Source organism: Pseudomonas sp. 5C2 (genome assembly GCF_034314155.1).
Lineage (GTDB): Bacteria > Pseudomonadota > Gammaproteobacteria > Pseudomonadales > Pseudomonadaceae > Aquipseudomonas.
The window spans coordinates 2,258,925-2,283,528 of the sequence record NZ_JAVIWH010000002.1; the positions used below are offsets into that span (position 1 = coordinate 2,258,925).

At 58.0% G+C, this 24,604-nt stretch carries 22 protein-coding genes and 1 pseudogene; 9 read left to right on the top strand and 14 right to left on the bottom strand.

Annotated features, from left to right (window positions below; translation table 11 throughout):
- Positions 1 to 21 precede the first annotated feature (21 nt).
- Both RGU44_RS11100 and RGU44_RS11105 read right to left on the bottom strand, forming a co-directional pair.
- Positions 22 to 1,461: an FAD/NAD(P)-binding protein gene (locus RGU44_RS11100; protein WP_322178351.1), complete on the bottom strand. Its 1,440-nt coding sequence runs from the start codon at positions 1,459 to 1,461 to the stop codon at positions 22 to 24.
- Between the two features lie 198 nt (positions 1,462 to 1,659).
- Entirely contained in the window at positions 1,660 to 2,223 is a 564-nt protein-coding gene (locus tag RGU44_RS11105; protein WP_322178350.1) for an XRE family transcriptional regulator, read from the bottom strand.
- 103 nt (positions 2,224 to 2,326) lie between these two features.
- On the opposite strand from RGU44_RS11105, the gene RGU44_RS11110 reads away from it, so the two are divergent.
- The 7 genes from RGU44_RS11110 (at position 2,327) to RGU44_RS11140 (ending at position 9,510) form a co-directional block, all read left to right on the top strand.
- Complete coding sequence (locus tag RGU44_RS11110; RefSeq protein WP_322217119.1) at positions 2,327 to 3,253, top strand: DMT family transporter; 927 nt, start codon at positions 2,327 to 2,329, stop codon at positions 3,251 to 3,253.
- A gap of 184 nt (positions 3,254 to 3,437) precedes the next feature.
- Positions 3,438 to 6,356, top strand: coding sequence for a monovalent cation/H+ antiporter subunit A (locus tag RGU44_RS11115; RefSeq protein ID WP_322217121.1), 2,919 nt, complete (start codon positions 3,438 to 3,440; stop codon positions 6,354 to 6,356).
- Entirely contained in the window at positions 6,356 to 6,700 is a 345-nt protein-coding gene (locus tag RGU44_RS11120) for a Na+/H+ antiporter subunit C (RefSeq protein WP_219061377.1), read from the top strand. Before RGU44_RS11115 ends, RGU44_RS11120 begins: the two co-directional genes overlap by 1 nt.
- Positions 6,697 to 8,376 (top strand): monovalent cation/H+ antiporter subunit D, encoded by a 1,680-nt coding sequence (locus RGU44_RS11125; protein ID WP_322217123.1) that lies wholly within the window; start codon positions 6,697 to 6,699, stop codon positions 8,374 to 8,376. Before RGU44_RS11120 ends, RGU44_RS11125 begins: the two co-directional genes overlap by 4 nt.
- Complete coding sequence (locus tag RGU44_RS11130; RefSeq protein ID WP_322217125.1) at positions 8,373 to 8,861, top strand: Na+/H+ antiporter subunit E; 489 nt, start codon at positions 8,373 to 8,375, stop codon at positions 8,859 to 8,861. Before RGU44_RS11125 ends, RGU44_RS11130 begins: the two co-directional genes overlap by 4 nt.
- Positions 8,858 to 9,136: a K+/H+ antiporter subunit F gene (locus RGU44_RS11135; protein WP_322178345.1), complete on the top strand. Its 279-nt coding sequence runs from the start codon at positions 8,858 to 8,860 to the stop codon at positions 9,134 to 9,136. The genes RGU44_RS11130 and RGU44_RS11135 overlap by 4 nt, the downstream gene beginning before the upstream one ends.
- Positions 9,133 to 9,510 carry a Na+/H+ antiporter subunit G gene (locus RGU44_RS11140; protein ID WP_322178344.1) on the top strand — a complete coding sequence of 126 codons (378 nt, stop codon included), beginning with the start codon at positions 9,133 to 9,135 and terminating at the stop codon, positions 9,508 to 9,510. Before RGU44_RS11135 ends, RGU44_RS11140 begins: the two co-directional genes overlap by 4 nt.
- 25 nt (positions 9,511 to 9,535) lie before the next feature.
- Here the strand turns inward: RGU44_RS11140 and RGU44_RS11145 are convergent.
- Positions 9,536 to 10,191 (bottom strand): annotated as a pseudogene (locus tag RGU44_RS11145) (glycine betaine ABC transporter substrate-binding protein); the annotation flags it as partial.
- Positions 10,192 to 10,328: 137 nt separating this feature from the next.
- A complete protein-coding gene (locus RGU44_RS11150) occupies positions 10,329 to 10,796 on the bottom strand; it encodes a hypothetical protein (protein WP_322178343.1) in 468 nt (155 codons plus the stop codon).
- A gap of 537 nt (positions 10,797 to 11,333) precedes the next feature.
- On the opposite strand from RGU44_RS11150, the gene RGU44_RS11155 reads away from it, so the two are divergent.
- Together RGU44_RS11155 and RGU44_RS11160 are read left to right on the top strand one after the other, a co-directional pair.
- On the top strand, positions 11,334 to 11,564 hold the full coding sequence (locus tag RGU44_RS11155; protein WP_322178342.1) for a hypothetical protein: 231 nt from the start codon (positions 11,334 to 11,336) through the stop codon (positions 11,562 to 11,564).
- Positions 11,565 to 11,759: 195 nt separating this feature from the next.
- Positions 11,760 to 11,996, top strand: coding sequence for a DUF2789 domain-containing protein (locus RGU44_RS11160; protein WP_322178341.1), 237 nt, complete (start codon positions 11,760 to 11,762; stop codon positions 11,994 to 11,996).
- 25 nt (positions 11,997 to 12,021) lie between these two features.
- On the opposite strand, the gene RGU44_RS11165 is transcribed toward RGU44_RS11160, so the two are convergent.
- From RGU44_RS11165 to iolD, 10 genes are all read right to left on the bottom strand, one after another.
- Positions 12,022 to 12,210, bottom strand: a complete 189-nt coding sequence (locus tag RGU44_RS11165) for a hypothetical protein (protein WP_322178340.1) — start codon at positions 12,208 to 12,210, stop codon at positions 12,022 to 12,024.
- Between the two features lie 153 nt (positions 12,211 to 12,363).
- Complete coding sequence (locus tag RGU44_RS11170; protein WP_322217127.1) at positions 12,364 to 13,842, bottom strand: DUF2235 domain-containing protein; 1,479 nt, start codon at positions 13,840 to 13,842, stop codon at positions 12,364 to 12,366.
- A gap of 322 nt (positions 13,843 to 14,164) precedes the next feature.
- Positions 14,165 to 15,862: a methyl-accepting chemotaxis protein gene (locus tag RGU44_RS11175; RefSeq protein WP_407074571.1), complete on the bottom strand. Its 1,698-nt coding sequence runs from the start codon at positions 15,860 to 15,862 to the stop codon at positions 14,165 to 14,167.
- Positions 15,863 to 15,993: 131 nt separating this feature from the next.
- On the bottom strand, positions 15,994 to 16,398 hold the full coding sequence (locus RGU44_RS11180) for a TraR/DksA family transcriptional regulator (RefSeq protein ID WP_219061387.1): 405 nt from the start codon (positions 16,396 to 16,398) through the stop codon (positions 15,994 to 15,996).
- A gap of 266 nt (positions 16,399 to 16,664) precedes the next feature.
- Complete coding sequence (locus tag RGU44_RS11185; protein ID WP_322178337.1) at positions 16,665 to 17,687, bottom strand: ABC transporter permease; 1,023 nt, start codon at positions 17,685 to 17,687, stop codon at positions 16,665 to 16,667.
- Positions 17,688 to 17,728: 41 nt separating this feature from the next.
- Positions 17,729 to 19,300 carry a sugar ABC transporter ATP-binding protein gene (locus tag RGU44_RS11190; protein ID WP_322217130.1) on the bottom strand — a complete coding sequence of 524 codons (1,572 nt, stop codon included), beginning with the start codon at positions 19,298 to 19,300 and terminating at the stop codon, positions 17,729 to 17,731.
- A gap of 53 nt (positions 19,301 to 19,353) precedes the next feature.
- On the bottom strand, positions 19,354 to 20,280 hold the full coding sequence (locus RGU44_RS11195) for a sugar ABC transporter substrate-binding protein (protein WP_322178335.1): 927 nt from the start codon (positions 20,278 to 20,280) through the stop codon (positions 19,354 to 19,356).
- A gap of 134 nt (positions 20,281 to 20,414) precedes the next feature.
- Positions 20,415 to 21,440 carry a Gfo/Idh/MocA family oxidoreductase gene (locus tag RGU44_RS11200; RefSeq protein WP_322178334.1) on the bottom strand — a complete coding sequence of 342 codons (1,026 nt, stop codon included), beginning with the start codon at positions 21,438 to 21,440 and terminating at the stop codon, positions 20,415 to 20,417.
- A gap of 147 nt (positions 21,441 to 21,587) precedes the next feature.
- On the bottom strand, positions 21,588 to 22,598 hold the full coding sequence (locus RGU44_RS11205) for a Gfo/Idh/MocA family oxidoreductase (RefSeq protein WP_322178333.1): 1,011 nt from the start codon (positions 22,596 to 22,598) through the stop codon (positions 21,588 to 21,590).
- Between the two features lie 43 nt (positions 22,599 to 22,641).
- Positions 22,642 to 24,579 carry a 3D-(3,5/4)-trihydroxycyclohexane-1,2-dione acylhydrolase (decyclizing) gene (iolD, locus tag RGU44_RS11210; protein WP_322217133.1) on the bottom strand — a complete coding sequence of 646 codons (1,938 nt, stop codon included), beginning with the start codon at positions 24,577 to 24,579 and terminating at the stop codon, positions 22,642 to 22,644.
- Positions 24,580 to 24,604 lie beyond the last annotated feature (25 nt).

Below are 24,604 nucleotides of genomic sequence, written 5' to 3' on the forward strand. Positions count from 1 at the left end.
CTGAGCGGCGTTTTTTATGAGTCAGTGTTTATCCAGAGAAGCCAATCGCTCCGCCAGGGCTTTGGCCTGACTGGCGACGTCGGTTACTGCAGTACTTTCCCACCACATTCCGCGCAACGGCGGCCCCATGGCGAACAGCCGCGGTGAGACGTTCCCTTGCGCATCAAGCAACGCACCATCGGGCTGCGCGGCAATCCCTAGCGCCAGCGGACCTGGGAGGATAAGGCCCCGCGCCAAAAGCTGCCTGGGCAATGCACGGTCCACCCGACGCCAGTCGTATTCGATGCCCGTGGAGTTAATCAAGGCATCGCCAATGACGTGCGACGACTCAGACTCTCCGCGACGACGGATGCGAATCTGTACCTGCCCTGTCGGCAGCACTTCCACCCCCTGCAATGACGCGGCGTGAATGGTCAGCCGTCCCTCTTCCACACGTCGCGCCAGCAGTGCTGCACTTGGCGGTGGTGAACGATGGTGATGGCTTTCCCACCAGGGCCGCACATGGCGAACGAATTGCCGACGCTGCACATCGCTGGCCTGGGACCACAGACGGCCAATGTGCGCACGAACCGTATCCAGCGGCGCCTGCCAATCAATCCCGTCAGCAATGGCGTGTTCGCATTCCTCGCGGACCTTGCGCAGCAGCTGACGCGTGCTGCGAATACTGTGATCTTCGGCCAGAAAATCCACCCACACCGGCGGCTGGCGGCGGACGTGGGGCAATAGACCGTGACGGGAAAACACGTCGATTGGTCCGCGATGCCCGGCCTGCTCCAAGGACACCAATGCATCGACCATGGTCAGGCCCGAGCCGATGATCAGTACGTTTGCCAAAGGGTCGAGCTCGCGCATGGCGTCGACATCCCACGGATCGACAGACGCCGCATTAAGCCCGCTGGACTCGCGTTGCGAGGTGCGCGCAGCAGGGAACATGCCGGTGGCCAGCACCGCAAACGTGCCCTGTAATTGGCGGCCATCACTCAGGGTGATCCGCACACCCGCATCACTGCTTTCCAGATCAGTTGCTTCGCCGCGCACATGTTCCAGGCTAGATCCGTATGAAGCGCCGAGCACCCGCGCATCCGCCAATCGTTGCTGCACATACAGACCAAAAATACCCCGTGGCGGGAACAGCTCTGCCACGGGTACGTGTTGCCCGGCAGACTCCGGCCAGCCGCCAGCCGCAATGTAGTCGCCCAGCCATTGGGTCAGGTCATCGGGGTTGTCTGGATCGACACCCATGCGTGCAGCATTACCATTGAGGGTGTGGCCCAATTCAGTCGCGCTGTAGGCTTCGCCACGCCCCAGCTCACTGCGCGACTCGATAATCAAAATCCGTCGTTTACCCGGCAGTCTCAATAATTGCGCAGCCAACATGCTGCCGCTCAAGCCGCCACCCACAATTAAAATATCGGCTGTACGGACGGCAGAAATCGCCTGCCCTGAATGCGACTCGGTCATTCCCCTATCCTTCAAAAAGCGCAGCAAAAAGTAATGTCTGCCACCGACCTTGCACAGGGCATGCCTGATCAAAAATGATCGCTTTTCTTGGCCTTGCCTGCAATCTGACAGTGAAAAAGTCCAGCAAACCTACACAGTGTTCAAACGCTGTTGTTGGGCAAACAGTTCGCGAGCCATCACCCCTCTTCCGTGAACGGCTTACAGCACCACGTTGCGCACAAACCGAACAGCCACCGGCCCATCGTTTCGATAGGTATGGGCCTGACTGCTGGCGAACATGTAGAACTCGCCGCGTTCAACGCGGTGGACGGTATCGACCAGACCGATGTTCAAGCAACCTTCGAACACATAGACCTGCTCACTCCAGCCTTCAGGGTCGGCTTCCGACGCATAAACCTCACCCGGTTCCAGGCAAAACTCCCACAACTCGACTTCGCGCTTGGCCACGGCCTTTGCCAGGAGCACTGCTTTGCTGCCAGGGATCAGTCCCGCCCACGCGACCTCGTTGATGCGGCTGGGATCGCGCACATCCGGGGCCTGGATCAAATCGCTGAACGCCACGTCCAGCGCATCGGCGACCCGATCAAGGGTTGCCAGGCTAACGTTTTTCTCGCCCGCCTCGATTGCCACCAGCATTCTGCGGCTCACCCCGGATTTCTCTGCCAAGGCACTCTGACTAAGGTCTGCGGCATTGCGCAAACGGCGCACATTCTGACTGACGTGTTGTAGCACCGGGGCTCTCTGAGCGATGTCTTTGTGCACTATATTGCTCGCCTGATTCGATTTGCGCAGTATACTGCCCACTTTCGACGCATTCTGCGTCTCACCTTTGTCACACGCAAGCCCCAATAGCCCGGTGAACACCATGAAGTCTACCCGCCTGACGCCACGAATCAGTAAAGCAGAAGCTGTATTGATCCTGATCACCGTGATCTGGGGCGGGACGTTTCTGCTGGTGCAGCAGGCACTGACGTCCAGTGGACCGTTGTTTTTCGTCGGGCTGCGGTTCGCTGCCGCCGCGAGCATCGTTGCCCTCTTTTCCCTGCGAATTCTACGCGACCTGACGCTGCTCGAGTTCAAGGCCGGGGTGTTCATCGGTGTGTCGATAATGCTCGGCTATGGCCTGCAAACCATCGGCCTGCAAACCATTCCCAGTAGCCAGTCTGCCTTTATCACCGCGTTGTATGTGCCTTTCGTACCGTTGTTGCAATGGCTGGTGCTGGGACGTCGTCCGGGTCTTATGCCAAGCCTGGGCATTGGCCTGGCCTTCGCCGGGTTGATGCTGCTGTCCGGGCCCAATGGCGCCTCGCTGAATTTCAGCCCCGGTGAAATAGCCACCGTGGTCAGCGCTGTGGCAATTGCCGGCGAAATTATTCTGATCGGCGCCTACGCCGGCAAAGTCGACGTGCGTCGAGTAACGGTAGTGCAACTGGCAACCGCCTCGGTATTGTCGTTTCTGATGGTCGTCCCGACCGGAGAGCCACTTCCACCGTTCTCATGGTTGCTGGTGATCAGCGCGGTGGGCCTCGGGGCCGCCAGCGCGGCGATTCAAGTCGCAATGAACTGGGCGCAGAAAACCGTTTCGCCGACCCGTGCCACCGTGATCTATGCCGGTGAGCCGGTATGGGCCGGAATTGCCGGGCGTCTGGCCGGTGAACGCTTACCCGCCATCGCCTTGCTCGGTGCGGCATTAATCGTTGCAGGGGTCATTGTCAGCGAACTTAAAGTGCGGGCCAAGGCGGCAGTGAAAGACGAAAAAGATCGAGGTGAGGTGTTGAGCGAGGCCGATTGAGCCCAGCAACACCGAGTGCCTTCATTCGCGAAAGCGACAGCCCCGTCACAATAAATCCCTCGTAAAACCGGGCCCCCAACTACCCTTGCCTTTAGCCTTTGTAGGATTCTGCCACAGCTTGCGAGTTGGTGATCTGGGACCTGACACGTATGATTCCAGATAATTCCCAGCAGATTAGAAACCTATGTCCCTGATAGTTCTACTGCTTTTGCCTTTTATCGGCAGCTGTCTCGCGGCCCTTTTGCCGCACAACGCGCGTAATACCGAGTCCATCCTCGCAGGTCTGGTGAGTCTGATAGGCGCGATCCAGGTCGCCCTGTGGTACCCGCAGATCGCTGACGGCGGTGTGATTCGCCAGGAATTCTTCTGGTTACCAAGCCTGGGCCTGAATTTCGTTCTGCGAATGGATGGTTTTGCCTGGTTGTTTTCCATGCTGGTGTTGGGCATCGGTGCGCTGGTGTCCTTGTATGCACGTTATTACATGTCACCCGACGACCCGGTACCGCGCTTTTTCGCCTTTTTCCTAGCGTTCATGGGTGCCATGCTGGGCCTGGTGATCTCCGGCAATCTGATCCAGATCGTATTTTTCTGGGAGCTGACCAGTCTTTTCTCCTTCTTGCTAATCGGCTACTGGCACCATCGCGCCGATGCCCGCCGAGGCGCCTACATGGCGCTGGTGGTCACCGGAGCTGGCGGCCTCGCCTTATTGGTGGGGGTCATGCTGCTCGGCCATGTGGTCGGCAGTTACGACCTGGACAAGGTACTGGCGGCGGGTGACGTAATTCGCGCCCACGCCCTGTACCCGGTGTTGCTGCCGTTGATACTGATTGGCGCCTTGAGCAAGAGCGCGCAGTTCCCTTTTCACTTCTGGCTGCCCCACGCCATGGCCGCCCCAACCCCGGTTTCGGCCTACCTGCACTCAGCGACCATGGTCAAGGCCGGGGTATTTTTACTGGCGCGTTTCTGGCCGGTATTGTCGGGCACTGAAGAATGGTTCTGGATCGTCGGCGGGGCCGGCGCCTGCACGTTGCTGTTGGGTGCCTACACAGCGATTTTCCAGACCGACCTCAAGGGCCTGCTGGCCTATTCGACCATCAGCCATCTGGGGCTGATCACCCTGCTACTTGGCCTGAACAGTCCATTGGCCGCCGTGGCGGCGGTGTTCCATATTCTCAATCACGCCACCTTCAAGGCCTCGCTGTTCATGGCCGCCGGGATCATCGACCATGAAAGCGGTACCCGCGATATTCGGCGGCTCAGCGGCCTGATCAAGATGATGCCGTATACCGCCACCCTGGCCATGGTCGCCAGTGCGTCAATGGCCGGGATTCCGCTGCTGAACGGCTTTCTTTCCAAGGAAATGTTCTTCGCCGAGACCGTGTTCATCTCTTCTACCGCGTGGGTCGAGATGGCTCTGCCTGTCATCGCGACCATTGCCGGGAGCTTCAGCGTCGTCTATGCGCTGCGCTTTACCGTGGATGTATTTTTCGGTCCGAAAGCCACCGACCTGCCCCATGCACCTCACGAACCGCCACGCTGGATGCGCGCACCGGTGGAGCTACTGGTGCTGGTCTGCCTGATCGTCGGCATCTTCCCCGCACAGTCCGTGGGCCCGCTGTTGGCCACTGCAGCACGGCCGGTCGTGGGGGGCACGCTGCCCGAATACAACCTGGCGATCTGGCATGGCTGGAATACGCCAATGATCATGAGCCTGCTGGCCATGGTCGGCGGAATCGTGCTGTACCTGTTGTTGCGCCCGGCGTTCAAACAGGAGCGATTTACCGGTGCGCCCCTGGTCTCCCGCCTCAATGGCAAGCATCTGTTCGAGCGCAGCCTGGTATTGATGGTGCGTTGCGCACGGCGTTTCGCGCGAAAGATCAGCACCCGCCGCCTGCAGGCCCAGCTATTTCTGCTGGTCCTGGTCGCATTCGTTGGCGGACTGATTCCGCTCTACCACAGTGGCCTGACCTGGGGTGATAGACCAAAGATTCCAGGCTCAGCGGTGTTCGTAACGCTGTGGCTGATTGCGATTGCCTGCGCACTCGGCGCCGCGTGGCAGGCCAAATATCACCGTCTCGCGGCACTGACCATGGTCAGCGTCTGCGGATTGATGATCTGCATCACCTTCGTCTGGTTCTCTGCCCCGGACCTGGCTCTGACCCAGTTGGTGGTGGAGGTGGTCACCACCGTGCTGATTCTGCTGGGCCTGCGCTGGCTGCCACGACGCAACGAAAACGTCGCGCCACTGCCGAGCACCCTCAGCCAGGCTCGGGCACGTCGTCTGCGTGACTTGCTACTGGCGGTGATGGTCGGTGGCGGCATGGCGCTGCTGTCTTATGCGATGCTGACTCGGCCAACGCCCAATACGATTTCCTCGTTCTATCTCAGCCGCGCCCTCCCTCAAGGCGGCGGCAGCAACGTGGTGAACGTGATGCTGGTGGACTTCCGTGGCTTCGATACCTTGGGCGAAATCACTGTATTGGCGGCCATCGCCCTGACGATATTTGCGCTACTGAGGCGCTTCCGCCCCCCTAAAGAAAGCATTCCGCTGCCCGCTCAGCAACGCTTGCTGGCGCGTGACGTGGTCACCGACCTGGTTAATCCGCGCAGCGCCAGTGACACCGCACTGGGCTTCATGATGGTGCCAGCGGTGTTGGTACGCTTGCTGTTGCCGATTGCCTTGGTGATTTCAATGTATCTGTTCATGCGCGGGCATAATCTGCCAGGCGGCGGATTCGTCGCTGGGCTGGTGATGTCCGTGGCCTTCATTCTTCAATACATGGTGGCGGGAACGCAGTGGGTCGAAGCGCAAATGAGCCTGCGTCCACTGCGCTGGATGGGCATCGGAATGTTGTTTGCGATGTTCACCGGGCTGGGTTCGATGGCACTCGGCTACCCGTTCATGACCACCCATACCGCGCACCTGCAGTTGCCGCTGCTGGGCGATATCCACTTCGCCAGTGCGCTGTTCTTCGATATCGGCGTGTACGCCGTGGTGGTCGGCTCGACGCTGCTGATCCTCACTGCTTTAGCTCACCAATCGGTGCGAAGCCATCGTCCGACCTCGCTGCCCAAGCCCATAGCAACGCAAGGAGCCGTCTGATGGAAGAAGTCATCGCAATCGCCATCGGTGTACTGGTTGCCTCGGGCGTCTGGCTGATCCTGCGACCTCGAACCTTTCAAGTGGTGATGGGGCTGTGCTTGCTGTCCTACGGGGTCAACCTGTTCATCTTCAGCATGGGCAGCCTGTTTATTGGCAAGGAACCGATCATCAAGGACGGAGTGCCGCAAGACTTGCTCAATTACACCGACCCCCTGCCGCAAGCCCTGGTCTTGACGGCGATTGTCATCAGCTTCGCCATGACCGCTCTGTTTCTGGTACTGCTACTGGCCTCGCGGGGCCTGACCGGCACCGACCATGTGGATGGTCGGGAGCCTAAAGAATGACGTTGATGAATCAACTGATCGTCGCCCCCATTCTGCTCCCCCTGCTGACCGCCGCCCTGATGTTGATGCTCGGCGAAAAGCATCGTCCGTTGAAAGCCCGAATCAACCTGCTCTCCACCTTACTTGGGCTGGCGATCTCGATCAGTTTATTGATATGGGTCCAGCAGGCAGGTACCACGGGCTCTATCGGCGTATACCTGCCGGGTAACTGGGAAGCGCCCTTTGGCATCGTGCTGGTGGTCGATCATCTTTCCGCGCTGATGCTGGTGCTGACCGGGATCATCGGTGTCTGTGCGCTGCTCTTCGCCCTGGCCCGCTGGGACCGGGCCGGCGCCAGCTTTCACGCCTTGTTCCAGATCCAGCTGTTGGGCCTTTACGGGGCCTTCCTGACCGCTGACCTGTTCAACCTGTTCGTATTCTTCGAAGTGCTGTTGGCCGCGTCTTATGGCCTGATGCTCCACGGTTCGGGACGCGCACGGGTCTCAGCGGGCCTGCATTACATCACCATCAACCTGGTGGCCTCGTCGTTGTTCCTGATTGGAGCGGCACTGATTTATGGCGTGACCGGCACCTTGAATATGGCCGATCTGGCAATAAAGATCCCGTTAGTGCCCGAATCCGATCGCGGCCTGTTGCATGCTGGCGCCGCGATTCTTGCCACGGCGTTCCTCGCCAAGGCAGGCATGTGGCCGCTGAATTTCTGGCTGGTGCCGGCCTACTCGGCAGCCAGCGCCCCTGTGGCAGCGATGTTCGCGATCATGACCAAAGTCGGTGTCTATACCCTGTTGCGGCTCTGGACCCTGCTATTCTCGGGGCAAGCAGGCGCCTCAGCTTTTTTTGGCGGCGACTGGCTGATCTACGGCGGCATGGCGACGATTTTCACGGCAGCCGTAACGATTCTGGCCGCGCAACGCCTGGAACGCTTGGGCAGTCTGAGCATTCTGGTGTCGGCAGGTATCCTGCTGTCGGCCATCGGCTTTGCCCAACCCAGCCTGACCGCTGGCGCACTGTTCTATCTGGTCAGCTCGACCCTGACTCTCAGCGCCCTGTTTCTGCTGGCCGAACTGATAGAGCGCTCGCGCTCAGAGAACGAAATCCCCCTATTTGAAGACGCGGAGCGGCCTCGTCCGCTGGAATCGTTGCAGCCACTGCCGGGTATAAACCTCGACGAGGAACAGAAAGCCGTGGTGGGTCAGGTGATCCCGAGGACCATGGCCTTCCTTGGGCTGAGCTTCATCGCTTGCGCCCTATTGATCATTGGCATGCCGCCTCTGTCCGGCTTTATTGGCAAGCTGACGTTGCTCAGCGCTTTGCTCAATCCACTCGGGCTGGATGTGGCCAAGGACGAATCGATTTCAGGTGCCAGTTGGGTCCTGATCAGCCTGTTGATCTTCTCCGGACTGGCCTCGCTGATCGCCTTTTCTCGCGTCGGCATTCAGCGTTTCTGGGCTCCGAGGGAGCGACCTTCGCCTAAGCTGCGCCGCAATGAGTGCCTGCCCATCCTGATCCTGTTGGGTTTGTGCATTGCGCTCACGTTCAAAGCCGAGCCGCTGCTGCGCTACACCCAGGACACTGCGGCGGCCCTGCATGATCCGCAGCAATACGTGCTGTCAGTCATGGCCACCCGCCCACTGCCCGGCCCGACCACGGCTGCTGCCCAGCAGGTGCAGCCATGAAGCGCCTGTTCCCTGCCCCGTTGCTATCGCTGGCGCTCTGGTTGCTCTGGCTGGTACTGAACCTGTCTCTCAGCCCCGGCAATCTGTTGCTCGGCGCATTGCTTGGGGTTGTCGCCCCCTTGCTGATGAAGCCGTTGCGCCCTCTGCCGGTACGGACTCGCAGGCCTGGCGTGATGCTGAAATTGTTCCTGCGGGTGGGATGCGACGTGGTGTCATCGAACATTGCCGTGAGCTGGACGGTGTGGAACGCTAAACGGCGACCACCCCGCTCAGCGTTCGTCAAAGTACCGCTTGAGCTGCGTGACGCCAATGGCCTGGCCGTCCTGTCGATGATCACCACGGTCATTCCGGGCACGGTGTGGTCCGAACTGGCCCTGGACCGTAGCGTGTTGCTGATGCATGCGTTCGATCTGAACGATGAGGCGCAGTTCATCGCACACTTCAAGCACTGTTACGAACGCCCGCTGATGGAGATTTTCCAATGAGTGCCCTGCTCTCCAACGCCATCTTGCTCAGCCTGTTCATCTTTGTGATGGCGATGGTGCTGACCTTTATTCGGCTGTTCAAGGGCCCGTCCGCGCAGGATCGGGTCCTCGCTCTGGACTACCTGTATATCATTGCCATGTTGATGATGCTGGTGCTGGGCATCCGCTACGCCAGCGACATGTACTTCGAGGCCGCGCTGTTGATTGCGCTGTTCGGCTTCGTCGCCTCCTTCGCGCTGGCGAAGTTCCTGCTGCGCGGCGAGGTGATCGAGTGAATTCGCTCAGCGTGCTGCCATTCTGGGTCGAGATCATCACTGCGGCGCTATTAGTCGCCAGCAGCCTGTTCGCCCTGACCGGCGCTCTCGGTCTGCTGCGCATGAAAGATTTCTTTCAGCGCATGCACCCACCCGCACTAGCGTCCACCTTGGGCGCATGGTGTGTAGCGCTGGCGTCGATCATCTATTTTTCGGCGCTGAAATCCGAACCGGTGATTCACGCCTGGTTGATCCCGGTACTGCTGTCTATCACTGTGCCGGTCACGACCCTGTTGCTGGCCCGCACCGGACTGTTCCGCAAACGCATGGCGGGGGATGACGTACCGCCAGAGGTCAGTGGCGATCGCAACGAAGGTGATCCGGGCGGTAACTGATGGGCGGCATTTCAGCTATGCCGCCTCATTTCAAGCTGGCGCTGACCTTGGTCGCAATGTCTTCGGGCAGCCAGGCCTTCCAGACATCCGGGTGTTCCTTGAGGAACACTTGGGTAACATCCCGTGGGGCCAGGTGTTTTTCGCTCATGTCCGCCAACGCCTTGTTCAGCGGACCCATTGGCAGATCAACCTTCTCGAAGAACGCTACCGGTTGCGGATAGTGCCGCTTAAACGGTCTGGAAACCCCGATGCTCAGCGTAGACCGAAGAACGTTGGCTGCGGATTGAGATTTTTCGCATCGGTCAGGGTTTCCCAAGCGGATGCATCAAAGGCCGGCTCCTGAAGTTGAATCAATTTGTAGCATCCCAACAGCGGCGTCGGCGACCAGTAATAGAACAATACCGGCCGGACTCGTTTCATGGACGAGGAGATTTCGGCATCCCGTGCTGCGCCCGACCCGCTTTGAAAATTCACATAGCTTTTCTCGAGCCCATACGCCTTGAGCTTCTAGCCGTTGACCACGCCAGAAGTCCAACCCATTGGGCTGTTCAAAATTCGCCCTTTGCCCGGTAACTCGGGGGCTTTGAACACATCTTTGTACCGAGGCAAATCCGACACACTACGCAGCTAGGGCGCCATCGGCTTGATACCGCGCTCAGCGTCGCCCGTGATGACGTATTCGGTTCCCATGGTTTCAAAATACTCTGTCAGCAGATCGGCGCAGAGGTTCCTTTTCGACGGAGCCCGGCTTCGAGGGGTTGCCTTATACGGTGCACACTCGTTCATTCGCGAGCAAAACGCAGCGTCTTGTTCTCGTATTATTCACTGGCCTTGAATGTCAGCTCACCCTTGCGCCATTTCGCGGCTTTGCCGGTAACGGCTTTCAGGGTCTTGCTCAACGTACCTTGCAACTGCTCGTTGGCGGCAAAGACCGTAACCACGGCACGGCCTTCCTTGAACACAATACCGTGGCCATCAGGCGTATTAACGTAGGCGTAATCACCCAGACCATAGACGGTCAACTTGATATCTCGAAACTTCAGTTCTAACTTACCGCCTTCACGGCTGGGCAATACTGCCGCACGAAAGTGATCGCCTACTTTGAGTTCCAGACGCTGCTTGTCGTCTACCACCAACGCGGTTTCGGTATCAATTTCAGCGATGTAGATGCCTTCGGCGGTTTGCTCGGTGACATAGACAAAACGGGATTGGAATTGCTTGACTAGCTTGGCACGAAGATCGCCAAGCACGAATAATGCGTGCATATCCAGATTACTTACTGCCAATGACGAGTCCTCTAACTTGAAAATTATCTTGCCCGACAACGTTCGAGCACCACACAAAACGGGTTGGATATAGCTATTTTCCGCCCCTGTTCGTCGCACAAAAAATATTGACTGACCTTGATCCAGTCTCCCTGACGTTTCGAGAAAGATTGTCAACTTGGAGCCCAGGCGTCTGCCAACAACCCGGCACAGAATATTAATGGATAACCGACTCGGCGTCTCGCCACCTGGGCGTCCAGCCTTGCAGGAAATCGCGCTTTCGGTTGCCAGAGAATAGCAGGCAACGTATTCAGGAATAAAAATACGATTCTACCGGTTAGCCCCCCCTACAGGGTATATACCTTTCGTCCGGCGACGACGCGGAGAGCAGAAATCCACTCGTTAACGTCCGACTCCCGATAACCTGTCATTCGTCATCGTGAGAACTAAACCCCGCCTGTCCACCTCAACAACTGCCATACTCGCCAACATCAAAAAAAACAGACGATACGCCTGCGTGCCGTAGCGTAGTCACTCGTCATCCATGGGAAGGTAATAGTGATTGAATTTGATATTGGCGAGTTCTTCATCTGGGGCGAAGCCAAAGAAGTCGACGGCGAGTTCCAGGCTGTAATCGTGATGCGCGCCAAAGAAGCAAAAAACGCAATCAGCTACCACCAAGTCGAAAAAGACCGGTGGTTTAAAACAGCAGATGTTGCTGCGACTGCCGCAAAAGACGCTGCCAAAGCCTTGAAAGAAGCGGTCGATGCGGGTGCTTTGAGCCTCTAGCTCACTGCAGTCGGGAGGGCCAGTACTCGCCGGTTACCTTTGCTGGCCATCGGCGCTCAGGATCGAGTGTAAAAAGAATCTGTCACTGCCCGCTTATCCCGTCGAACTCTTGCCGAGCGCGGGCCTCAGATACGTTGCCACCGCTTTATTAACGGCTTCCACCACTGCACGGGTTTTTCCCGTCAAGGAGATCACATGGAATTGACTACGCCTACGCTGGCCACCCTCTTCGAACAACTGGGCCTTGAGTCCGACCCGGCCAGTATCGATGCATTCGTCTCCAGCCACTTTCTGCCAGAAAACATCAAGCTCTCCGAGGCCGAATTCTGGACACCGCAACAGGCGCGATTCCTGAAAGAAGAATTGCGCGAAGACGCCGAATGGTCGCTCGTTGTAGATGAACTCAATGAGCGGCTGCATTTGACCAAGTAGCACCCATACCGCATCCACACCATGATCAGGCCGCTATCGACAATTGAGCGGCCCATGCCGCGCGGCACTCTTCTGCTTCGCTGCGGGAGGAAAAAGCGGTTCCGCGCCGCTCCCCATTGAGCAGCACCACCCAACAAACGCGACGCCCCTGAGCACGCATTGAAGGCGGAACCCCTGTACCTATCATCACGGCGACATCGACTTTGCTGTGCATGAGCATTCTCCCCGGATTTAACAAGCAACCTAACGATGTCGCCATCATAGAGACTTGCCCCGCCGGGAAAAAGCTATCGCCCGCATAGCTTCGTTACATAACCGGTAACAAAATCCCAGCACGGACCCTTCGCCCAGCGCCCTCGCTGATACCTCATCGGGGATAACCGGGCTGACTGACGTGGGGGTGATGAACACGCCCGCCAGGCTGTGGTGCATGGACGAAAACAGCGCCACTCAGACTGCCACCACTACCGACTGCGGCGTTCCAGTGAGCGGAGCGATGGATATAGCGCTGACGCAACATGCGCCGTTCACTTTCATCGAGCGTGTCGGGGCCGCCCTTGGCGTAGGCAATCAGCTTTTGCGCAACCACTTGCAACTCGGGTACAAGCCTCAACTCGGGGGTGTCAGGTATCGGCCCCAGAGGCACCCCTTCGGCACAGGCCAGCGCGTGCATCACGCGTAAATAGACCCTGGAAAGATGACCGAATACGCGACGTTCCAGACTCACAGCGGCCAGGATCGTTTTAACGCCGACCTTGTTACTGCCTGCGCCGGGATAGCTTTCACAACACTCGACGCGCAACGAAGCGCCTACATCCAGAGGATCGAGCCATTGACTGGCATCAATCGCCTGCAGATCCAAATCGCTTTCCAGCCAGGCACCGCTGGCGTGGCAGTGCGTATCGAGGCTTACGATGCTTCGGCGCGGCCGGGTCAGAAATAGCTTTTCCCGCACCTGCGGATGATAGCCACCGCCAACGTCCGAGTGCGCCCCAGGCACCACGACCTCCTTCGACCAATCCGGGGCAACGCTGTTCAAGGCGAAGTTACGCCGCAACTCGTCGCCGGCGACCAGGTGCAACACCTGCTGTGCCGACCCGGGAGGCAGGTAGAGATTGACCCCACGGTTCGCGGCGTCCCGCACATTACCCCAATCTTCGATACTACCTATGGCCGCGACGGTGTCGAACAAGCCGATCACTTTCAATTTCACGCTTGCGTTATGCCAGGCGAAATCTTCACTCCATGGGATTTGCCTCTGATCGAGTAAGGGGCCAAGGGCGCCTTTTGCCTGCTTCAATACTTCATTGGCAAAGTGCCGGGCGGCTGCGGCACCGCGACTGAAGCCGAAAAGATCGAGTTCCAGCCCATCGATAACGCACCCTGGGTTCTCGGCCTTGAAAGCGTCAAGGACGGCACCAAGCTTTTTAACGCCCTTGGCAACCTTGGCGATGACACCCGTGCTGCCACGCCCGAAACTTTGGCCCGCCCATACTGAATCGCACTTACCGGACGTTGTGCCGATACCGCTTATATAAATCGGCCAGCACGCAGCCCCTCCATTCTTCGTCGCGCTTACCTTGAACTGCTGACAATACAGTTCATACAACCTGGCCACATTACTTAAATCATTGCTGTAACTACTGGCAGGCTGGGTATGGCGCCCCGCGCACTCTCTAATGTGTGAGTTATTTATCACGACCTGCGCACGGCAACGAGCCGCGATGTAGCTATTGACCCGATTGTTGCCTGTCCCGTCGAAAAATAGACCGATACGCAGCGTAACACGGTGCATTTCCGGGGCAGCGCTGGCCGCAGCCTGCTGGGTTGTCTCTATCCCGCTCATGGTATTTTCGCCCTGTATGGCACAACTGGAAGCCAGCCTGCTTAAATCAATAAATACTTCTGATTTAAAACAGCTTGCTCAGCCATACACAGACGTCAAGGCACTCAGGACGATTTCAGAATCGTCCCACACACCACAGAGAAGTTAGAGAGTCTATTAACTAATAAGTCTTACAACGAAGACTAATAGAGCCCATTAAGCGACATAAACGACTGCATTCACTTGAATGAAACCATCAAAGACCCGTCATCAACGGCAGACGTATTTCGAAGGCGATTCCTGGCCTTTGGGAGGTGGAATCGCCGGAGTACTCGGAAAGGTTTTACCCGCGTTTGGGTTGCGGTAGACCTTCGGGTTTGTAGCCCAGGCGCAGGCCACCCCAATGGCGCCCCTTGACCATGATCGGCACTGACAGGTCGTGCATCAGTTCGCCGGTATCGCGGGTGTAAGTTTGCAGCAGTACCGGCTGTTGATGGCTGCCACAACGAATACCCGTGCGGTCATCGAACTTGCGCTTGGTGCGGTTCTGCACCGTGTCGAGCTTGATGTCGCCGGTCAACGGCTGACTGAAGACCTTGTTATGCGTCGGCACGTAGCCTTGCTGCGTACAGGCAATGGCGAAGACCAGGCCCTCATGGCTCGGCAAGATCGGCTCCAGGATCGACGGCAGCACCTGATCGGTGTAACGATCAAATCGCGTCTGGAACTTGCTCGGCGACGTCTTGGGAATCAATTGATAACTGCGATCGAACAGGTCCTCGAGGCTGATGCGGTTCTGCTCGATATCCGCTTCGAATTGCGCAGAAATCTGGCGGGCACCTTCGCGGGCAAGGTCATAGATACGCTGGTGATAATCGTCCAGCCCTACCTGGGCCAGGCGCTCACTGATGCTCTCTGCCTGCCCCTCCATCTGCACCGCGGCGCTGGCCAGTTGTCGAGTCTGCTCATCACTGATCGCCAAATCACTGCGCATTTGCTCGACCGCGGTAAACAAACCGCTCAGCTGCTCCTGATTGTTCTGTGCACCCGCAGCAATCCCGTTGACTTGCGCTTCTACCCCGGCCGCCAGGCGAGCGATGTTTTCCAAATGCTTGCCGGTGTGTTCGACCTGCTCCACGCCGCTGTCCAGATCAGTGGACAGCTGTCGGATTTGCTCCACCACTTGTCCGGTGCGCTGCTGAATATCAGCCACCATCTGCCCGACTTCCTCGGTGGCACTGGCGGTGCGACCGGCCAGACCGCGCACCTCGTCAGCGACCACGGCAAAGCCACGCCCGTGCTCGCCGGCACGGGCAGCTTCGATGGCAGCATTGAGCGCCAGCAGGTTGGTCTGACTGGCAATCGACTGAATAACCAGAGTGACACGCTGAATTTCTTCGCTGCGCTGGCTGAGGGCTTCAATCAGTTCACGGCTGCCAATGGCACGTTTGCTCAGTTGGTGCATGCGGGTGATGGATTCCGCCAGTACGGTGCGCCCGGCATCACTGCTCTGTCTGGCCTCGCTGGCCGCCGTGAGCGCTTGCTGGCTGAGCTGGGAGGTCGCCTGCTCGGTAGTGATCATCACATCGGCGCTGCTGACGATCTGCTCAGCGGCATCGAGCTGCGACTGAATCCTGGCCGCCAACTGGCGTACGGAAAAGGCCACGCCTGCCGCAGAGAGCGCGTTATGGCTGGTGGTGCGGGACAAGTCGCGGGTCAATTGGGCGATATCAGTGCCGCTGTTCTGAGCCACGACCGAAGTAGGCTCACGGGTCAGCAAGCGCGGCAGCCAGATCAGTAATACTGCCACTGGCAAGCACACGTAGACCGACAAACCGCTGAAGGCCATCGCCAGCAACAACAGGCACAGCGCCAGACTCTGCAATAACGGTGCGAGCCAGCGTGTTTTTTTGAGGGGGGTCAGTTCAGGGGACTGAGCCTGCGACGCAAGCGTCCCTACGAGAAATCCGTCTCCAGCCATGCTTATCACCCACCTGTACTTATCGTTATTTGTCTGCATTAAACGCCAGACAACAACCATTAGCCATGAGTCGTTAGTGCTAGATCGACAGGTAATATTGAACGGATGAAGACGTGCTCAGACGGATAGAACAACAGGCGCAACTCTACCGGGGCATTTGAATGCCCCTATAAAGCAAACGCCAGAATCGATCAGGCCTGACGTTGGTGCTTGTCGATTTGCTCGTGACGTTCTTGAGCTTCGATGCAGTACTTAGTGGTAGGGCTAATCAGCAGGCGCTTGAGGCCAATCGCCTCGCCGCTGTCTTCGCACCAGCCAAAGCTGTCGTTGCCAATTCGTTCAAGGGCCATTTCCAGCTGCGGAAGCATGCGCTGATCACGATCGATCACGTTGACCAACCAGTGACGCTCTTCTTCGACCGACGCCGCATCAGCAGGATCGGAAGGCGTGTCCAGGCTTTCGATAGCAATACGACTCTGCTCGATTCGCGCGTGGATCTCGACTTTCATGCCTTGCAGCAGCTCGACGAAGAAAGCATGCTGCTCGGCATTCATGTAGTCATCGGCCGGCATCGCCAGCAACTTGTCCTTTGTCATTGATTTCTCTATAAAAAATACGTGCATTAAGGCGAATTAAGGAGCGGTTCAGCGTTGCCGAAAAAGCGCCATCGTCTCCAAGGGCCACCTGACACTCAATTTATGAGGGGCGGCAGTCTAAGGCCGGCGTGTTGACTCAGCAACATAATTGACGCGGATTTGCTCAACTAGTCGCGTAAGGCAACAGAAAAGGGCCCAGAAGGGCCCGTTCGTCGGCGAAAGCACTGTACCTGACACACCACTGCGCCCCGTTCGCCAGTACTGACTCAGCGCTTTATTTTGCGTTTGTTGCGGTATTGGTCGATCACCACGGCGACCACGATGATCATTCCCTTGATGATGTCCTGGATGTAAGCGTCGACGCCGACGAACGTGAATCCGCTGGCCATGACCCCCAGGATCAAGGCACCGATCACGGTCCCGGTGATGCGCCCCACGCCACCGGCCAGGCTGGTGCCGCCGATCACCGCAGCAGCGATTGCGTCCAGCTCGTAAGACATGCCCATACCGGCCTGCCCCGTTGCCGCACGCGCCGAAGCCACCACCCCCGCCAGCCCGGCCAACAAGCCCGCGATGCTGTAGACGATGATCAAGTGCCGTTTGACGTTGATCCCCGACGTTCGCGCCGCCTGCATGTTGCCGCCGATAGCGTAGGTATATTTGCCGTATTTGGTATAGCGCAGGGCGATGTGGAAAATCACCGCGACTACCAGGAAAATGATGACCGGCATCGCCCCCTGACCGATGGAGGTGTACGGATCTGACAGCATGCTCACCGGCTGGCCTGACGTGTAGAAGCGCGCCACACCGCGAGCCGACACCATCATGCCCAGGGTCGCAATGAACGGCGGAATCCCGCTGAGGGCAATGATACTGCCGTTGATCGCCCCAGCCAGCAGCCCCACCCCCAGACCCGCTATCACCGGGATCCACACCGGCAAATCGGTGAGCGATGGAAACACGGCTCGGGCAAAGTCCGAGGTTTGCGCCAGACTGGCGGCGATCATTGCCGACAGCGCCAGAACCGAACCCGAGGACAAATCGATACCAGTGGTAATGATGACCTGAGTCACGCCGATGGCCAGCAAGCCAATGATCGACACTTGCAGGATCATCAACACCAGACGCTGAGAGTTAAAGAGAAAACTCTGATCGCGAACGATCCAGCCAAACACCTCAAAGACCAGGCCGATACCGATCAGCACCAGAAAAATGCTCAATTCGGTGGGCAAGCGCCGCTTCGATTTGACCGCCGCTACGGTGGGTTTATTGTCCAGAATCGCGTTCATTGCGGTTAATCCTCATGTTCTGCTGTGTGCTGACCGGCCCGCTAGTGAACAGAATGGCCAGAGGCGAGGTGCATCACTCGCTCCTGGGTCGCCTCGCTGCGGTCGAGTACGCCCATCATCTCGCCCTCATGCATGACCATGACCCGGTCACTCATACCCAGAACTTCGGGCAACTCCGAGGAAATCATGATCACCGCCATGCCTTCGCTGGCCAGATAGGAAATCAATCGATAGATCTCCACCTTGGCGCCGACATCGATGCCACGGGTCGGCTCATCAAGGATCAGCACCCGTGGATTGGTCATCAGCCAGCGTGCAAGCAGGGCCTTTTGCTGGTTGCCACCCGATAAGGTGTCGATGCACTGCTCCAGCGACGGAGTTTTCACCCGCAGTTTCTTGCACATGTCTTCGCACAAGATGCGCAGGGCTTTTTGCTGGATAAACCCCCCGCCGGCATAGTGCGGCAACACCGCCATTTCCATGTTTTCCAGCACTGACAGACAGGGGAACAGGCCGCTGAGCTTGCGATCCTCGGTCAACAGGCCGAAGCCTTTTTCGATGGCCAGGTGCGGATCACTGATACGTACGCTGACCCCGTCAAGCTGAATATCACCACCGTCACTGGGGGTAATACCAAAAATGGTTTCTGCGATATTGGTCCGCCCGGACCCCATCAGCCCGGCGATTCCCATAATTTCGCCCGCGTGCAGATCAAACGAAACACCCTGGAATACCCCATCCAGACGCAGATCGCGCACTGACATCAGCAGGTCGCCAATCGGTTTTTCACGTACCGGAAACAACTGGGTCAGTTCACGACCGACCATCATGGAAATCAGGCTGTCACCATCCATGCTGTCAGCACGCTGCAGGCCGATATAGGCGCCATCGCGAAACACCGCCACTTCATCGGCAATGCTGAAGACCTCGTTCATTTTATGGGTGATATAGATGATGCCCTTACCCTGCGCCTTGAGGTCGGCAATGATCGAGAACAGGTGGGCGACTTCCTTGTCGGTAATAGCCGACGTCGGCTCGTCCATTATCAGAATGTCGGAGTCGTAGGACACCGCCTTGGCGATCTCCACCATCTGCCTCTCGGCGATGCTCAGGTTGCCCACCAACTCCTCCGGATCGAGGTTGATGCGCAAACGCTCTAGCAATACGGCGGTACAGCGGAACATCTCCCGGTGATCGATCATGCGCAGGCCATTGAGCTGCTCACGGCCGATCCAGATGTTTTCGGCGATGCTCATGTGCGGCATCAAGTTGAGTTCCTGATGGATCATCGCGATCCCGGCCTGCAACGCGGCCAGCGGTGTGTCGAAACTGACGGGGTTGCCACGCAGGCGCAGCTCGCCGTCGTCGGGCTGGTAGATCCCGGCGATGATCTTCATCAAGGTGGATTTACCGGCTCCGTTCTCGCCCATCAACGCCAACACCGAACCGGGGCGCACACGCAGTTGCACATTGGACAGGGCCAACACGCCGGGGAAGCTTTTGCTGACGTTGATGATTTCCAACAGATAGGGCACATCGGCAGTATCGGTCGCAGCAGCGCCAGCCGATCGATCGGTCCTGGCGGTACTCGAAGCAGTAGCTGAAGCGAACATGTGACAGGCTCCTCAAGCGACATTATTATTTTTGGGAAGAAGAAAAAGAGCTGCTATTTGAACGAATCGACATTTTCCGGGGTGATCAAGCGATAGGGTACCCAGACAGCGTGTTCCACGGGTTCGTGCCTGGCCATTTTCACCGCGGTGTCGATCGAGCCATCGGCCTGGCCCTTGGCATCCTGGAACACCGACATGGTCAGCGTCCCTTTCTTCACCGCGTGCAAGCCATCAGGCGCGCCGTCGATACCTGCGATCAAGACCGAACCCTGTTCAACGCCAGCCTGTTTGAGTGCCATGGAAGCGCCAATCGCCATTTCGTCATTGTTGGCGACAACCGCATCGAACTTTTTGCCCTGAGTAATCCAGTCGTTGGTCAGGTCCATGCCCTTCTGGCGCAGCCACGTGCCGGTCTGCTCTTGGGTAATTTTGATGTCCGGGTAGTTGGCGAGCACTTCTTTAACGCCTTTGGTGCGGTTCTGAGTAGAGTTGTTCGCCAGATCCCCCAGCAGGATCACAATATTGCCTTTGCCCCCCATCTTGTCGGCCAGGTACTGCATCTGCATCTGACCGGCCTCTTGGTCATTGGAGGCAACCGTGACCACGCCCTTGGGCAGGTTCAGATCATCGGGTCTGCGGTTGACATAAACCAGCGGGATACCGGCCTTGACCGCGGCGGCGGTAATTTTTTGGGTGGCGGCGGTGTCCACCGGGTTGACCACAATCGCGTCGACTTTTTGGCTGATGAAGTTCTCGACCTGACTCAACTGCTTGACCACATCGCTGCGGGCGTCTTCGAATTGCAAGTTGACGCCGCCTGGCATGGACCTGGCTTTCTTGTCCATTGACTCGCGCAAGTAGGTTAGCCAGGTATCGTCGAACTGCGACATGCTCACGCCAATTTTCAGATCGGCCAAAGCGGCCCCGCTACTGAGCATCAGCGCCAAGGCAAGAGAGGTGAAGCGAATCCTGGTCTTCATGATCGGTCTGTCTCCAACTGTTGCTTTTGTTTTATGGATAACCTGGAAACGACTCTATTGGAAAATAATTTCTATATCAATTAATTTTAGAATATTTTTCTATTTTTATTTTAACTGCAGAAGTAACCGGACTATCAAACCGATAGATCCACCACCCTCCCCTGTTCAGCACTTAAACGGGCTGCATCCAGCACTACTGCCGACGCCACCGCATCACGCGGATCGACCGGGTTTGCCCCCCTGCCCCCAACTGCGTCCTGTAGCTGGCGATAAAACGCGTCCCAGCAACCGCGCTCGGAGGGGATGCGCTCGCGCTGCTCGCCTTGCTCGAACCACCCCCAGCGTCGATGCTCCTCGACGCCCCAGCTGTCGCCTTCACTTTTGGGTGACAGACCGGCCAGCAAGGCCGCTTCCTGCCCGTCCAGACCTTCGACGCTGTAACAGCCTGCTGATCCACTGACCCGGAAGCGCGGCCCAGGGCAGTTCTGCAAACAGCTGCCCCACAGGTGCGAAACCACACCACTGGCATGGGTTAGAGAAACAAAAAAAGCATGATCGAGCGGTGTGTCCCGGGTGGCGAAATCCAGCTCGGCATAGACCCGTGATACCGGCCCAAACAACAACAGCGCCTGGTCCACCAGATGGCTACCCAGATCACGCAGCATCCCACCACCACTCACCTTGCCCACCGATTTAGGCGAGTAACGTTCGACCCTGGATTCGAATCGGCTGATTTCGCCCAACACGCCGTTGTCGATCAGTTTGCGCACCGTAAGGAAGTCGGAATCCCAACGTCGGTTCTGATAAACGCTAAGCAACACGCCTTTCTCCTCGGCGGCCAGGACCAATTCGCAAGCCTGCGTGGCATCGCTGACAAAGGGTTTGTCGCTGACCACCGCCACGCCCAGTTCAATAGCCTCAAGGATCAGCGCCTTGCGCGATGCCAATGGCGTGGAAATCACCACGGCATCGACCCCCGCGGAGACCAGATCGGCGAGGCTGTCGAACGCCACCACTTTTGGGTGATCCTGCGTCAGTTCCCGACGACGCTCTGGCGAACGGGTAACCACGCCGACAAACGTCGCACCGGGCAAACTGGCGATCAAAGGCGCGTGAAAATAGCGCCCACCCTTGCCATATCCCACTAATCCAATGCGCATCGGGCACTCCTGTTGTCTGGTGTTTCAAATTCAAATTTCTGGGGGTTTGTACCAACGTCTTCGCGGATAAGACTGCGCGTCCCGATTGCTCCTACAGAAGATTGAATTTCCTTCCGTGCGTGCCGATTCATTCGCGAAAGCCTTCTATCAGGCATAAAAAGCAGGGCGCTCCGGCAAGCTCACCGGGACGATAGCACCGCTGCTCTGCGCTTCGATGCACGCATCAGCGGTGACCGCCGCCGCATAGCCATCCCAAGCTGACGGCCCCCCGACCTGGCCTGCCTGTACGCCATCGATAAACGCCTGCAATTCGACGTCATAGGCGGCGATGAAGCGGTCCTTCCAGTCCATCAAGATCGAGGTGGAGAGCTTCGCCCCGCTACGCAGTTGCACTTGCGAAGGCTCCGGCAATCGGGCGATCCCGGTTTCACCCACGACTTCGCACTGGATGTCATAACCGTATTGGCAATTAACGAACACTTCGACATCAATGCGTGTGCCTTTGGCGGTTTCCAGCAGAACGATCTGCGGGTCCTTAAGGTGAGCGAAGGCCTTGCCAGACTTGCGTGGGAACACCACCTGCACTGACACATAGTCATCATTGAGCAACCAGCGCAGCACGTCGATCTCATGGATCAAGGTGTCGGTGATTGCCATGTCCGTCTTGTAATTCTCGCCGACAGTCGGGTTGCGGTGAGCACAGTGCAGCATCAAGGGTTCGCCGATCTGGCCACTGTCGATCACTGCTTTGAGGGCGCGATAGCCTTCATCGTAAGGGCGCATGAAGCCAACCTGAACCAGTCGTTTGCCGTGGGCGATTTCGGCCTCGACGATCCGCCGACAGCCCTCAGCCGTCACCGCCAGTGGCTTCTCGCAGAATACCGGCTTGCCAGCGGCAATCGCTGCCAGCACAAACGCTTCATGGCTCGGCCCCCAGGAGGTGACCAGCACCGCTTCGACTTCCGGCGACTGGATCAGTGTGTGCCCGTCGGCATATACCTCGGCAGTCAGGTTCAGGTCGCGGGCGACCTTGGCGGCCTGTTCCAGATTGATATCGGTCAGGGCCACGACCTGACTGCCCAGCAGGGTCTGGCTGCAGCGCCGGATATGGTCCTGGCCGATTGCCCCGGTGCCGATTACGCCTAATTTCAATGCCATGTCAGTACTCTCTTGGATGTGTTTCAGGTCGCTGGAGGGGTTCTCAGTATTTGCGGGCTTTCGCCAACTCTTTATTCAGCTTTTCGAAGACCTGGGCCGTCGAGCCTTTGGTCGACACTTCGGCCACCCCCACCCGCCACCAGGACAGGTATTTGTGGATCATGGTCTTGGGCAGGACCTTGATATCAATCAGCGTCGACACGGTTTGTTTCTGCGCATCGATCAGTGCCGCTTCCAGCTCAGAAAGGGTATTCACCTTGTAGGTCTTGCAGCCGTAGGCCGCAGCGCTCATGGCGAAATCCACAGGCACGAATTCGCCATCGAGCTTGCCGGTTTCCGGGTTACGGAAACGGAATTCGGTGCCAAAGCTGTCCATCCCGTGTTCCACTTGCAGGTTGTTGATGCAGCCGAAGGTCATATTGTCGAGCAGGATGACGTTGACCTTGCGTCGCTCCTGAATCGACGTGGCCAGCTCGGAGTGCAGCATCATGTAAGAGCCGTCGCCGACCAGTGCATAGACCTCTCGCTGGGGCTCGGCCAGCTTGACCCCCAACGCGGCATTGACCTCGTAGCCCATGCACGAATAGCCGTATTCGACGTGGTAGGTGTTAACCCCGGTGCTGCGCCACGCCCGTTGCAGATCCCCTGGCAAACTGCCCGCCGCAGCAACGATCACCGCGTCGCTGGGCAGGTTCTGATTCAGCACGCCCAGCACCCGACTTTGGGTCAGGCAAGACCCGGTCAGCTCGATAAATTCGCGCAACACCGCAGGGTCGAGATGGTCGTTGATTTCCGGGACGAAATCTTGAGTCTGGTATTCGACCGCGTAGAGACGGTTCACTTCGGCCTCCAACTGCGCCCGCGCCTGTTGTGGCTGGTCACCCCAGGCCGAGCGATAGCCGCTTTGTTCCAGCGCTTCGGTCAGCGCCTCCAGTGCCACTTTGGCGTCGGCCAGCACCTGCACCCCATCCAGTTTCTGCGCATCAAACGCACTGACGTTGAGGTTGAGGAACTGCACCTCGGGATTCTGGAACAACCATTTGGATGCGGTGGTGAAATCGCTGTAACGGGTGCCCACGCCGATGATCACGTCAGCCTCCTTGGCCAACAGGTTGGCGGCCAACGAACCGGTCTCGCCCAAGCCACCGAGGTTCAGCCTATGCGCCGAGACGATGGCGCTTTTGCCGGCCTGGGTTTCGGCGAACGGAATATCAAAGCGTTCGGCAAACGCCTGCAACGCCTCGGCCGCACCGGAGTAACGCACCCCGCCGCCGCACACCAGCAACGGTTTACGTTTGCCTTTGAGCAACGCCAATGCATCGCCGAGCATGGCATCGCTGGCCGGGCGACGGTCGATGCGGTGCACACGCTTTTGCAGGAAGCTGTCAGGGTAGTCATAGGCTTCGGCCTGTACATCCTGAGGCAGCGCGAGGGTGACGGCGCCGGTTTCAGCAGGATCAGTCAGCACGCGCATAGCATTGAGCGCCGCGCTCATCAATTGCTCGGGACGGTTGATCCGGTCCCAATATTTGCTCACTGCCTTGAACGCATCATTGGTGCTGATGCTCAGATCGTGAAACTGCTCAATCTGTTGCAGCACCGGGTCTGGCTGACGGCTGGCGTAGACATCGCCCGGCAACAGCAGCAGCGGGATGCGATTGGCGGTAGCCGTGGCGGCCGCAGTCAGCATGTTCGCTGCCCCCGGCCCCACCGATGACGAACACGCGTAGATCTTGCGCCGCAGGTTCTGTTTGGCGAAACCAATGGCTGCGTGGCACATGCCCTGTTCATTGCGGCCCTGATGGACGATCAACTGGCCGCTGTCCTGCTCTAGCGCCTGGCCGATGCCCAGCACATTGCCGTGCCCAAAGATGGTGAAAATCCCGACGACGAATTTACTCTGAACCCCGTCGACTTCGACGTACTGGTTATCAAGAAACTTCACCAGCGCCTGGGCCATGGTTAAACGTGTGGTCTTCATGCTTGATTCCCTCGCGATCTACTGT